Source organism: Staphylococcus sp. GDX8P80P, from assembly GCF_017893095.1.
Classification (GTDB): Bacteria; Bacillota; Bacilli; order Staphylococcales; family Staphylococcaceae; genus Staphylococcus; species Staphylococcus borealis.
In genome coordinates, this window is record NZ_JAESMI010000080.1 from 38,209 (window position 1) to 50,846 (window position 12,638).

Genomic DNA, 12,638 nt, shown 5'->3' on the forward strand with positions numbered 1-12,638 from the left:
CCTCGACTAAAGTCGAGGTTCATCTTTTATTCTTTAGTTATTTGATATAAATCCTTATCTGAGCCAATTGAGATATCAACATTTCTCACTTTATCATTGACTACTGTAATAGTATCTAATTGAACAATTGGTAATGCTGGAAGAACTTCATTAGTATGTTTTTGCCATTCTAAGTAAATTTCTTTACGTTTTTTATCGTTATTTCCTACTTTATTGAAATCTAACGCATCATCTAACAATTTATCTGATGTTTTATCATTAGTACGCATTTCGTTTTGTGGTCTGTCAGTATGATATAAATCAGAAGGATCTGGGTCAGAACCGCCTGTCCATGTTCTGAAATATACTTCCATATCTTTAGAAGCACTCGCTAAATCATCGTTATATTTACCGAACTCAACCATTTTCACATTCGTTTTTAATCCTACTTTTTCCCAGAAATCTTTAATAGCCGCAGTTCTAGGTTCAAATGTAGGGTTTGATCCTGAATAATGTTTTAAGTTAATTTCAAAAGGTTTACCGTTAGGATCTTCTCTGAAACCATCACCATTTCTATCTTTATATCCTAATTTATCTAACATTTTTTTAGCTTTTTCAGGATCGTAACTATAGTTATTTAAGTCTTTTTGATCGGCTGCAATCCAATGGATAGATGGAACAAAGCTATTTAGTTCTTTACCATAACCTTGATAAAATGCTTTAATCCATTTTTTTCTATCAATTGCATATAACATTGCTTGTCTAAGTTCTTTTTCTTTATATTTAGGACGTTCTGCACCAGTTTTATTCTTCTCTTTATCATAATCATGAGATACAAAACCAATAACAGAATAGTCTGTGCCTGGTGCTGATAATACTTTAAGTTTTCCATCTCCAGATTTTTTAGCTTCTTGAGCAATACTACCTGTAGTAGAATCAGTCATATCAATTTCGCCATTTTTCATAGCTTTCACAATTTGTGTTTGATCAATAACTTTTAAATTAATTTTGTCTAAACTTGGTTTGCCTTGCCAATAATCATTAAATTTCTCTAATTGAACTGCTTCACCTTGAACAACTTTTGTCACCTTATAAGGTCCAATACCAATTGGATGTTTTCTGATTTTATCTGATTTTGCTAAATCTTTAACTGCTACATCGCTTAAATATTTTTTACTTAATAATGGACCAGCAAAGAAGCCTTCAAGATAGTTTACTTTCTTCTCTTTAAAAGTAACTTCCATAGAATAATCATCTAGTTTTTTCAATCCACTAATCGTGTCCGCTTTGCCTTCATGTTTTTCTTTAGCACCTTCGATGTTTTCAACGATAGGGAAATAACTACCTTCATAATCTTTGTCTGCTAAAACATTTAAAGTATAAATCCAGTCATCAATTTTAAACTCATTACCATCTTGCCATTTAATGCCTTTTTTAATTGTAAATTTAATCCTCTTACCTGGATCAATATCTTTCCATGAAGCAATAAATGGTTTAGGTTTCATATTTTTATCTAGTTTAATTAATGATTCATTATAATAAGCTTCGACTGCTGAGTCTGAAGCATCTGAACTCAACACAGATGACAGTGTTCCTGAAGGAGCAGCATTTAAACCTACGTTTAATACTCCACCTTTGTGATTAGATGTTTCTGTTTTTGACAAATCCTTTGAATTTTCATCCTGTTTTCCTTTTCCACATGCACTCAATACTAATACTGCTACTAGTAAGAGTATTAAATATTTACCAATGACTTTCACTCACATCAATCCTCCTGTTGATTCTAAGATGTTTTTCTTATTTTACTTCTAAAATAAAAATTAACAAGTTAAATTTTAGAATTTTCAGATAGTATTTTATTTATTAACTTTCAATTAATTTAAATTTTCCAAAAAAAATACAACCTAACTATCTTATTCGTAGCTAGGCTGCATTTTGACACTCTTTATTCATTTTTATTTTTTCTTACCAGTTTCTCTATCAATCGATTTGTCCATATATGCATGTTTTAATGAATAATCTCCACCAATTTGGTGATACTCAATACCTTTTAATTGTGGATTTCTTAATGAAGCAGCACCTTTTTGATAAATTGGTGCTACAGGTGCATCATTTAAGAAAATTTCCTCAGCTTGGCGCATAGCAGCAAATCTCTCATTTGGTTTTTGTAATAAACTACCGTTCGCTTTTTTTAATAAGTTGTCATATTCTTTACTACTCCAACCAGTGTTGTTTTGAGCGTTTCCTGTTGTCATCGTATCTAAGAAAGTGATTGGATCAGGATAATCTGGTCCCCAGCCTGATAATGACATTGAGTAATTCATCGTCAATTCAGCTTGAACTCTTTGTTTAAAAGGTAATTGCTTAACTTTTACCGTTACTCCTGGTAAATTATTTTCAATTTGAGATTTAATAAATTCCGCAGAAATTTTAGAATCTGGTGTATCTTCAGTATTTAATGTGAAGATAAATTCATCTTTACCTAGTGCTTTCTTCGCTTTTTCTAAATGTTCTTTTGCTTTTTTAGGATTGTACTTTAGTGGTGAATTTACAGTATCAGCATAATTTTTGCCATCTGGTGTTTTAGCTGTTCCTCGTGCAGTAAAGCCATCAAACGGTTTTGCACCTGTACCAAGCACTTCATTAACATAATCCTTTTTATTAATTGCTTGAGCAATCGCATATCTCATGTCTTTATTTTTAAATTCTGGTTGTTCTTTCTGATTTAGTTTCAAAAAGAATGTAGATGCTAATAAACGTTTGAATAACGCTGGACTATCTTTATACTTGTCTACTTGTTCAGATGTTATACCTGCAACATCAACAGAACCTGTATCGTATAATGAGGCACCAGCTTGTGTATCTTTCAATATTTTATAGTTGACTCTATCCAATTTAACATGGTTTTTATCCCAATAATCATTATTTTTAGTTAACATGATTTTATCTTCTACAGCCCACTTATCAATTTTAAAAGGACCATTATAAACAGTCTTATCAGCAGTAGTACCATAAGATTTACCATATTTTTTTACTACTTTTTCATTTTGTGGCATAAACGTACCAAAAGCTAACATTTGTTGGAAATAAGGAATTGGCTTTGTTAACTCAACTTGTAATGTGTAATCATCTAATGCTTTTACTCCTAAATCTTTAGGTTTCTTACCATTTTTATTTAGATTAATATCCTCTGCATTTTTCAAATCGTACATTATGTATGCATATTCTGATGCAGTTTCTGGATCAACAGCTTTACGCCATGCAAATACAAAATCATGTGCCGTTACCGGGTCCCCATTAGACCATTTTGCATCTTTACGTAATTTAATTGTCCACGTTTTTCCACCATTTGATTTTTTAGGTTGTCCTTTTGCGACACCTGGTACAGCTTCATCTTTACCATTAAGCGAATATAACCCTTCGAATACTTGATTGTATATCGTAAATGAAACTGTATCAGTAGCTAGCGTTGAATCAAGTGTATTTATATCTGAAGAAGTGGCAACTCGATATGTTTGCCCACTATCATCATATAATCCACCACCTTTACCACATGCACTTAATAGTAAAGTAGTTACAATTAAACCTAAAATCACTTTAAAGTTAATTTTTCTCATAACAATTTCATCCTCCTTCCCCAGTATTAAACGCTTTGCGTTAGATGCTGTTCTTTTAATTGAGCCGCTTCTTCATCAGTAACAAAGACAAAATGACCAGGTCTAATTTCTTGAAGGCTTCGCTCACTATTTTTAGATTCATCATCTTTGTATGCTACACGTTTACGTGTTCTTTCACTATCTGGGTCGGGTTGTGGAATGGCTGATAACAATGATTTAGTGTATTCATGTAATGGATGATAGTATATTTCATCGGCAGAACCCAACTCTACAATTTTCCCAAAATGCATCACTGCAATACGATCTGAAATATATTTAACCATAGATAAGTCATGTGCAATAAATAAGAAAGTAATACCTCGTTCTCGTTGTAGTTTCAACATTAAGTTAACAACTTGCGCTTGAATCGATACATCTAGCGCTGAAATTGGTTCATCCGCAATGATAAACTCTGGTTCAACGGCCAACGCACGTGCAATGCCAATACGCTGTCTTTGTCCACCTGAGAATTCATGGGGATACCTGTTTGCGTGCTCTTTACTTAAACCTACTGTTTCAAGTAAATCATATACACGACGTTTACGATCTTTTTTACCACTAGCTAATTTATGAATATCAATTCCTTCAGCAACGATATCCATTACCTTTAACCTAGGATTAAGAGATGCGTATGGATCTTGAAATATCATTTGAATTTTTTTATTGAATTTCAATAAATCTTTACGTTTAGAAATTTTCTGAATATCTTGACCTTCATATAAAATTTCTCCACTAGTGATGTCATTTAATTTAATAATTGCTTTTCCTGTTGTTGATTTACCACATCCTGACTCTCCAACTAACCCTAGTGTTTCCCCTTTATAAATGTCAAAAGAGATGTCCTCTATGGCTCTTACTTCATTTCGTTTACCTTCATTAAAATATTGTTTTAAATTTTTAATTTCTAATAATATTTCATTATTCTTATCCATCGAACGACACCCTTTCTACTTGACGTGGTTTGTCGTAATTATTAGGCATTTGGCGTTGTCTCTTCATCACCATTTCTGGTGGTGCTACTTTAGGCGCTCTTTCGTCTAATAACCAAGATTTAACAAAATGAGTTGGTGATACTTTAAACCATGGTGGTTCTTGTTTGAAATCAATATCTAAAGCGTATTGACTTCGTCGAGCAAATGCATCCCCTTTAGGTGGATGTAGTAAATCAGGAGGTGTCCCTGGAATTGCAATTAATTCTGTATCATTGCTCGTAGTTAAATCAGGCATAGATGAAAGTAATCCCCAAGTATATGGATGTTTTGGATCATAGAAGATTTCATCTACATCCCCGGTTTCCACCATTTGTCCGCCATACATGACAGCAACCCTATCTGCAATATTTGCTACAACACCTAAATCATGTGTTATGAATATAATTGATGTATCAATTTTTTGTTGCAATTCTTTCATTAAATCTAATATCTGTGCTTGCATAGTAACGTCTAAGGCAGTCGTTGGTTCATCAGCGATTAATATTTTCGGTTCACAAGCCAAAGCTGTTGCGATAACAATCCTTTGTCTTTGCCCACCAGAGAATTGATGTGGATACGCTTTGAAACGTTTTTCTGCATTAGGTAATCCTACTAAATTCAATATTTCTAGCGCACGTTTTTTAGCGTCCGCCTTATTATAATTTTTATGCTTGATAAGTGGTTCCATAACTTGCTTACCAATTTGCATCGTCGGATTAAGCGATGTCATTGGATCTTGGAAAATCATTGAAATGTCTTTACCACGTAATTTAATAAGCTCATTTTCAGATTTGACGGCCAAATCTTCGCCCAAGAAATCAATTTTCCCCTTTTTTATTCTTCCAACATCCCCTTGGAATAATTTAGTAATTGCTTTTGTCGTTACAGATTTACCCGAACCAGACTCGCCTACTATTGCTAACGTTTCCCCTTTGTTCAAATAAAAATCTACGCCTCTAACTGCCTGCACTTCCCCTGCCGTAATGTCAAAGGAAACATGCAAGTCGTTTACTTCTAAAACTCTTTCTGACATAACCTTTGCCTCCTTTTTTATTTACGCATCTTAGGGTCAAATGCATCGCGTAAACCATCGCTAAATAAGTAAAAGAATAAGATGAGCAAACTTAATACTGTTGCAGGAATAAATAGTTCATGTGGATGAATTAATAACATAGCACGTCCATCATTAACTAATGAACCAAGTGATGTTTGTGGTGCTGGTACACCGATCCCAATGAAGCTTAAGAATGCTTCAAAGAATATGGCACTTGGCACTGTGAACATTGAAGTTACAACAATTGCGCCTAATGTATTTGGTAAAATATGTTTAAAAATTAAGTTGAATTTTGATGCACCTAATGTTCTTGATGCCATCACAAATTCTTGATTTTTTAACTTTAAGAATTCCCCACGAACTACCCTACTCATTCCTAACCATCCGGTAATCGACATGGCTAAGATAATTGTCCATATAGACGGTTCAAATATGAGTACAAATAAAATTACGACAATTAAGTTAGGAATAGATGCAATAATTTCTAGAATACGTTGCATGATATTATCTACCCGTCCTCCGAAGAAACCGGATATCGCACCATATACAACACCAATAAAAATGTCCAGTACTGCAGCTACTACACCGATAAATAATGAAATTTGAGCACCTGTCCATGTACGTGTCCATAAATCTCTACCTAATTGATCAGTACCAAACCAGAAATTTTCTTTAACGCCTGCATCTTTATATGCGTTTGTTCCATCTGCGCCTGTTCCGTCAAATGGAAGGAAAGGCACCTTATCTAATAATGGAATTTTAGCAGGTAAATTTCGTCTTGAGACATCTTGTTCAGCATAATCATGATCACTTAATAAAGGACCAATAAAAGCCATAATAACAATTAAAACCAATCCGATTAATCCAACAATAGCCAATTTATTTCTTTTTAATTGGGTCCAGGCATCTTGCCAGAAGTTTTTACTTTCTCTTTGCATTTCTGGTTCTCTATTTAAATCAAGCTCTCTCATTACGAAATCAGAAGCTGCAATGCCTTCAGAGGTATGTGTCATAGCCGCATTTGAATGATCATCAAATGGCTTTTCAAATTTATCATTTGCCATTACTTTTTACCTCCTTGTACACGAATTCTTGGGTCAATGATTCCGTATAAAATATCTACGATAAAGATTGAAACAATAAATAAAGTACTGAATAAAATCGTTGTAGCCATAATAACTGAGAAGTCATTTGTCGTAATCGATCTTACGAATTGGTCCCCTAATCCCGGAACACCAAATATATTTTCAATGGTTAACGTACCTGTTAGAATTCCCGCTAACATCGGTACTATGATGGTAATAATTGGTATGAGTGCATTTCTTAATGCATGCCCAAATAGCACACGCAAAGAAGAATTCCCTTTTGCTCTTGCTAATAATATGTAATCCGAACTTAAAACTTCTATCATTTCAGCTCGTATGTATCTTGCTACTGTTGCCATAACCCCTGCAGATAACGCAAGTGAAGGTAATACAGCTGTAGCAATTCCTTCCCAACCAGCAACAGGGAACCATCTTAATCTCACCGCAAAAACATATTGTAGAAGTACGGCTAAAACGAACGATGGTACGGATACAGCGATAACTGAAATCACAGTAGTTGTATAGTCTACCCATGTATTTTGCTTAGTTGCAGCTGCAATACCAAGGATTAGACCTAAAATTATACCTATAATCATAGCGATAATACCCATTTCCATTGATGGAATTAATCTCGGTCTAATTAACTCCCATACCGGTTGATTATGATACTGGAATGAATAACCAAAGTCCCCTGTTACAACGTTCTTTAAATAATGAAGATATTGAACGGCAACCGGATCATTTAATCCATATTTTTCATTAAGAATAGCCTTTTGTTCAGCACTTAATTTTGCATCATTAAACGGTGAACCTGGCATCATTTTCATTAAGAAAAATGTAATCGTAATAATGATAAACAGCGACAAAAACATGTACCCCAATCGTTTTAAAACATATCGCGTCATTACTCCGCCCCCTTTTGAATTTTCGAAATTAACATTCCCTTCAAAATTTTCAGAAATATTTAGTAATATTATATATACAATTTTCATACAATTGCAATATAATTTTCACAATATTTAAAAATTGAATTGTAAAATAAATGTTCTTTTTTACTGTTTTTAATATTATAATCCGATGTTTTAGATTTAAGATATTATTCTTTATACGAATACGTTAAACTAGTATTAACTTCATCAGGGGGTATACAAATGAAACATAAAAAAAGTTGGGGGCTCTGGTTGTTAAGTACTCCTATGATTACATTGATAATTTGGTTAATCTTTTCTAACCATTCCTTTATTTCATACATAAATACATTATTTTATCTATCACTTATAATCTTTATACTCGTTTTCATTATTTTATTAGTTCAAGAAGGCATTTTCGACGCTACAAGTTATGGTTTTCGACGTATTCGTTATCAAATGTCTTCGCGTGCAAAGAAAAAGACAATGGAACATGATGCGTTTTTTAATCCTTCACAAGTCAAAAAAGAGGTTTATTTTATATCATCATGGATTTTTCCTGCGCTAATCATCAATAGCTTATACTTTGTGTTAACAATCATCATTTCCATTTTTTATTGATAAAAAGACAAAAAAATAGCGAGGGTGGGACAGAATTCTTTTTAAATTCGTCGTCCCAGCCTCGCTATTTTATGATATTAATCTTCAAATTTTTTAAATACTAATACTGCGTTATGACCACCAAAGCCAAGGCTATTACTCATTGCATAAGTAATTTCTAAATCTTGCGCTTCATTTGGAACAATATCAAGATCACATTCAGGATCTGGTGTATTGGCATGAATCGTTGGTGCAACTTTAGAATCACGAATTGATAATGCTGAGAAGATAGCCTCTAAACCACCAGTAGCACCTAATAAGTGACCAGTCATTGATTTAGTTGAGCTAACTTTTAAATGATTAGCGGCTTCTCCAAATGTATTCTTGATTGCTCTAATTTCATACATATCACCAACAGGCGTACTCGTACCATGTGCATTTAGATACTGAACATCTTTTGCTTCAATACCAGCATCATCAAGTGCTGCTTGCATTGCACGTGAGCCACCTTCGCCTTCAGGTGCTGGAGCTGTAATGTGATAAGCATCACCTGTTGAACCATAACCAACAATTTCAGCATAGATTTGAGCACCACGCGCTTGTGCAGATTCTAATGATTCAAGCACTAAAATTCCGGCACCTTCACCCATTACGAAACCATCTCGGCCTTCTTGGAATGGACGACAAGCTGTTTCTTTATCATCATTCGTAGATAATGCTCTGCTAGCACTGAATCCTGCAAGTGCCATATGCGTAATCGGCGCTTCTGTACCACCTGTAATCATCGCATCTGCATCGCCACGTTGAATGATTTTAAAAGCTTCACCAATAGAGTTAGTGCCTGTTGCACATGCTGTAACTGTAGAACCATTTGGTCCTTTTGCACCTAAATCAATCGATACCTGACCAGTTGCCATATCAGGAATTAACATTGGTACGAAGAATGGACTTACACGTCTAGGCCCTTTCTTTTGAAGCGTCGTATGCGCTGTTTCAAACGTTTCCATACCACCAATACCTGAACCAATCCATACACCGATGCGATTAGCAGTTTCTTCATTGATATCTAGCTTAGCATCTTCAACTGCTTGACGTGCTGCAACTACCGCATATTGAGTGAAACGGTCCATACGGCGTGCGTCTTTCTTATCGATATGATCTTCAATATTAAAATCTTTAAGTTCACCTGCTAAGTGAACATTATAATCTTCTGTATCTACTCTAGTAATTGTATCGATACCATTAACACCTTTTAAGGCATTTTCCCAACTTGTTTGGGCATCATTGCCAATAGGTGATAATGCACCCATACCAGTAATTACAACTCGTTTATTCTCAGTCATACATTAAATCCTCCTATTTACCCCATTTGATAACCATAGCGCCCCATGTTAGGCCACCACCAAAACCTACTAACACGAGTGTGTCATCATCTTTAATTCTTCCATTCTCTAATTCTTGTGAAATACTTAATGGTATTGAGGCAGCAGATGTGTTACCAAAGCGATTAACAGATACACTCATCTTTTCTCTCTCTATACCAAGTCTTTCTCGTGCTGATTCCATAATTCTAATGTTTGCTTGGTGAGGAATAAACATATCAATATCATCAGATTTTAGTCCTGCCTTGTCAACAACACGCGTTGAGGCTTCACCCATAATTCTTACAGCAAACTTAAAGACTTCTCGTCCGTTCATAACTAGTTTACCAGTATCTTTATTTAAGTATAAGTATTTTCCACCGGTACCGTCAGATCCCATTTCATAGCTAATGATACCTCGGCCTTCTGAAACCTCACCAATAACTACTGCACCAGCACCATCACCGAATAAAACGGCTGTTGAACGGTCTGTTAAATCTGTTATCTTAGATAATTTATCTGCACCGACTACAAGTATATTTTTATAATCGCCAGATTGAACATATTGTTTTGCCGTTATCATAGAATACATGAATCCTGAACAAGCTGCTAATTGATCCATAGTAGGTACTTTACGCGTACCTAATTTTTCTTGTAACATATTGGCAACTGATGGAAACGGCATATCCCCAGTAGCACTTGCCACAATAATCATATCTATATCAGCTGGTGTGAGTCCTGCATCTTCAATCGCTTTTTTACTAGCTTCAAATGCTAAATCGGATGTATCTTGCTCTTCACTTGCCCAACGTCTTTCTTTAATACCAGTCATTTTAGAAATCCATTCATCTGAAGTTTCTAAAAAACTTTCGAAATAAGCGTTATCAACGACTCTCTCTGGTGCATATGCACCAAATCCTTTTATACCTACGTTCATGAACGTACACCTTCTTACTTCAATTTTTAATACCAGGTATTAATTTAACACACTTTTTTACCTCTACTCAAGTAGTTACCCTTTCAAGATGATGATTTTCTACTAAATAAAAAAGTACGAAGTATAATCAGTTATTTGCTATCTCTATACAAAACGACTACTTTACATTAAAATGGAAGTATATAAATTATGGAGGTCATCGGTATGAAATACCTCGTAACTTTTATTTGGGCAGTCATCCTATTACAAATGGTTAACTTTGTATTGAATAGTTTAAATGGCGGTGGATCATTAAACTTTATTACGCCATTAATTCTAGCAGTTGTCTTTACAATTGTTATTGCTATTTTAGGTGCAATGATTAAACCAGATGACTTTACCCGCCAAGGTAACAGACATATTTAATAACATAGCATGTTTATTAAAGAAACAAATGCGATAAGTGAAACAAGTACACTGTTTCATTTATCGCTTTTTTAATTTGATAATAAAGTACCTAAACTACTTCTGGATGCCCTTCAGTCCCCCATCAATAATGCTAATCTGGTTTTCATCACTATGTCTGAAAAGTAACGTTGCTTTCTACTTGTAATAGTCATTACCCATATTATCCCAGTGTAATGATTAATATATGTATTACTTATAATTAAACAGGTCCTATACCTTACCTTTTCCAATTCCATTTACAGGCCTCATATCAATTTTTTTATGTCAATCTCCAAATCTGCTTGCTTTAAAATTTGCTTTTTTAAACTAATTGCTTGGCTATTACCATTTTCAAACGCTTTTGTAGAGGTCATTTTGAATTGTCCACTTTTTACTTATTACAATTAAACAAAATGCACTTACTTAAGCATATGCTTTATTATCTTACATATTGTATCTCAAATAGTGTGGGTGAGACGCCTCTAGGAATAGCATTAGCTTAAGACAAGTCTACAATTAAAAAACAATTCATCACAACCTACAAGACTTTGAAAAAGGCTTCTAAAGTGATGAATTGCTTACCCTTTCTAACCATTGGCTTAAGCCATGCCTAGGGCAAGCGAACCCAACACTATGCAGAAATACATAAGGCTGAGACATTTTATTTTGTCTCAGCCTTTATTAGCATTATGGCAGTAGCTGACTGATTTGAAAATGCGCTTAAATCAAGCTTTCTCATACCTAGTCATCCTTGCTGGGGCGGACAACGAAATTATTTTCATTTCTGTTCCGCTCCTTCTACTCTATTATTTTCTATTCAAATAGGTTCTGTATGGGCTTCAATTGTTTCTAAGATTTTATGTTTCAAATTTTCATGCAAATGGTCAACTACTCGATAATTTCTATATTGAATATCTAAAGATCGAATTTGTACCGTATCAATAATTCCAGATATATTTCCTAATTTAGTTTTAACTTCTATGTCTGAAGGGTAACGTTTATTTCTACTTGTAATAGGCATTACCCAAATTATCCCAGTATATTGATTAATATAATTATTACTTATAATTAAACAAGGTCTATACTTACCTTTTTCAATTCCTTTTACAGGGTTCAAATCAATCTTTATTATGTCAAACTGACTTACCACTTTTCTTTACCTACATCTTGTCCATAATCTATTTCCTCTTCATTATATATACCGCCATTTTTATAATAATTATGAATTTGTTCTTTTATTGATAGTTCTTTTTTAGAAAATACAACCTTTCCGTCATTAGTGACATATACATCTAAATCATCACCAATCTCCAAATCAGCTTGCTTTAAAATTTGTTTATTTAAACTAATTGCTTGACTATTACCATTTTTAAACACTTTTGCGGAGTTTATTTTAGATCGCCCCTTTCTTATTGCTTAATATTATTATACAAAATGTACTTACTTAAGTATATACTTTATTATCTTACATATCTTTATTTCAAATAGTGTGGGTGAGACGCCTCTAGGAATAGCATTAGCTTAAAGACAAGACTCTAATCAAAAAGCAATTCATCACAACCTACAAGACTTTGAAAAAGGCTTCTAAAGTGATGAATTACTTATCCTTACTAACCATTGGCTTAAGCCATGCCTAGGGCAAGCGAACCCAACACTATCTA

At 34.0% G+C, this 12,638-nt stretch carries 12 protein-coding genes; 2 read left to right on the forward strand and 10 right to left on the reverse strand.

Going from position 1 to position 12,638, the window contains the following annotated elements; translation table 11 throughout:
• Positions 1–26: 26 nt before the first annotated feature.
• The 6 genes from opp4A to opp3b form a co-directional block, all read right to left on the reverse strand.
• On the reverse strand, positions 27–1,739 hold the full coding sequence (gene opp4A, locus KA858_RS07710; protein WP_210135370.1) for an oligopeptide ABC transporter substrate-binding protein: 1,713 nt from the start codon (positions 1,737–1,739) through the stop codon (positions 27–29).
• 195 nt (positions 1,740–1,934) lie between these two features.
• Entirely contained in the window at positions 1,935–3,596 is a 1,662-nt protein-coding gene (locus KA858_RS07715; protein ID WP_210135371.1) for a peptide ABC transporter substrate-binding protein, read from the reverse strand.
• A gap of 26 nt (positions 3,597–3,622) precedes the next feature.
• Entirely contained in the window at positions 3,623–4,567 is a 945-nt protein-coding gene (locus tag KA858_RS07720) for an ABC transporter ATP-binding protein (RefSeq protein WP_053029727.1), read from the reverse strand.
• A complete protein-coding gene (locus tag KA858_RS07725; RefSeq protein WP_053029729.1) occupies positions 4,560–5,639 on the reverse strand; it encodes an ABC transporter ATP-binding protein in 1,080 nt (359 codons plus the stop codon). The genes KA858_RS07720 and KA858_RS07725 overlap by 8 nt, the downstream gene beginning before the upstream one ends.
• 17 nt (positions 5,640–5,656) lie before the next feature.
• On the reverse strand, positions 5,657–6,724 hold the full coding sequence (opp3C, locus tag KA858_RS07730; RefSeq protein WP_210135372.1) for an oligopeptide ABC transporter permease: 1,068 nt from the start codon (positions 6,722–6,724) through the stop codon (positions 5,657–5,659).
• Complete coding sequence (gene opp3b / locus KA858_RS07735) at positions 6,724–7,650, reverse strand: oligopeptide ABC transporter permease (protein ID WP_053029731.1); 927 nt, start codon at positions 7,648–7,650, stop codon at positions 6,724–6,726. Before opp3b ends, opp3C begins: the two co-directional genes overlap by 1 nt.
• A 246-nt stretch (positions 7,651–7,896) precedes the next feature.
• Here opp3b and KA858_RS07740 point away from each other — a divergent pair, with 246 nt between their 5' ends.
• Positions 7,897–8,274 carry a DUF3899 domain-containing protein gene (locus tag KA858_RS07740; protein WP_210135373.1) on the forward strand — a complete coding sequence of 126 codons (378 nt, stop codon included), beginning with the start codon at positions 7,897–7,899 and terminating at the stop codon, positions 8,272–8,274.
• Positions 8,275–8,351: 77 nt separating this feature from the next.
• On the opposite strand, the gene fabF is transcribed toward KA858_RS07740, so the two are convergent.
• Positions 8,352–9,596, reverse strand: coding sequence for a beta-ketoacyl-ACP synthase II (gene fabF / locus KA858_RS07745; RefSeq protein WP_053029735.1), 1,245 nt, complete (start codon positions 9,594–9,596; stop codon positions 8,352–8,354).
• A 13-nt stretch (positions 9,597–9,609) separates the two neighbouring features.
• The gene (locus KA858_RS07750; protein ID WP_053029738.1) at positions 9,610–10,551 is read right to left on the reverse strand and encodes a beta-ketoacyl-ACP synthase III; all 942 of its coding nucleotides are present in this window, start codon (positions 10,549–10,551) and stop codon (positions 9,610–9,612) included.
• Between the two features lie 204 nt (positions 10,552–10,755).
• Between KA858_RS07750 and KA858_RS07755 the strand changes: the two genes are divergently transcribed.
• The gene (locus tag KA858_RS07755; RefSeq protein ID WP_053029740.1) at positions 10,756–10,956 is read left to right on the forward strand and encodes a YjzD family protein; all 201 of its coding nucleotides are present in this window, start codon (positions 10,756–10,758) and stop codon (positions 10,954–10,956) included.
• A gap of 838 nt (positions 10,957–11,794) precedes the next feature.
• On the opposite strand, the gene KA858_RS07760 is transcribed toward KA858_RS07755, so the two are convergent.
• Together KA858_RS07760 and KA858_RS07765 are read right to left on the reverse strand one after the other, a co-directional pair.
• Positions 11,795–12,127 carry a type II toxin-antitoxin system PemK/MazF family toxin gene (locus tag KA858_RS07760; protein WP_210135374.1) on the reverse strand — a complete coding sequence of 111 codons (333 nt, stop codon included), beginning with the start codon at positions 12,125–12,127 and terminating at the stop codon, positions 11,795–11,797.
• The gene (locus KA858_RS07765) at positions 12,121–12,354 is read right to left on the reverse strand and encodes an AbrB/MazE/SpoVT family DNA-binding domain-containing protein (RefSeq protein ID WP_107630087.1); all 234 of its coding nucleotides are present in this window, start codon (positions 12,352–12,354) and stop codon (positions 12,121–12,123) included. Before KA858_RS07765 ends, KA858_RS07760 begins: the two co-directional genes overlap by 7 nt.
• Between the last annotated feature and the right edge of the window lie 284 nt (positions 12,355–12,638).

Excerpts from the sequence above, each read along its gene's own strand:
- KA858_RS07750 (WP_053029738.1), bottom strand. The coding sequence starts at position 10,551 with ATGAACGTAGGTATAAAAGGATTTGGTGCATATGCACCAGAGAGAGTC.
- opp3C (WP_210135372.1), bottom strand. The coding sequence starts at position 6,724 with ATGGCAAATGATAAATTTGAAAAGCCATTTGATGATCATTCAAATGCG.
- KA858_RS07715 (WP_210135371.1), bottom strand. The coding sequence starts at position 3,596 with ATGAGAAAAATTAACTTTAAAGTGATTTTAGGTTTAATTGTAACTACT.
- KA858_RS07740 (WP_210135373.1), top strand. The coding sequence starts at position 7,897 with ATGAAACATAAAAAAAGTTGGGGGCTCTGGTTGTTAAGTACTCCTATG.
- opp3b (WP_053029731.1), bottom strand. The coding sequence starts at position 7,650 with ATGACGCGATATGTTTTAAAACGATTGGGGTACATGTTTTTGTCGCTG.
- KA858_RS07755 (WP_053029740.1), top strand. The coding sequence starts at position 10,756 with ATGAAATACCTCGTAACTTTTATTTGGGCAGTCATCCTATTACAAATG.
- KA858_RS07725 (WP_053029729.1), bottom strand. The coding sequence starts at position 5,639 with ATGTCAGAAAGAGTTTTAGAAGTAAACGACTTGCATGTTTCCTTTGAC.
- KA858_RS07720 (WP_053029727.1), bottom strand. The coding sequence starts at position 4,567 with ATGGATAAGAATAATGAAATATTATTAGAAATTAAAAATTTAAAACAA.
- fabF (WP_053029735.1), bottom strand. The coding sequence starts at position 9,596 with ATGACTGAGAATAAACGAGTTGTAATTACTGGTATGGGTGCATTATCA.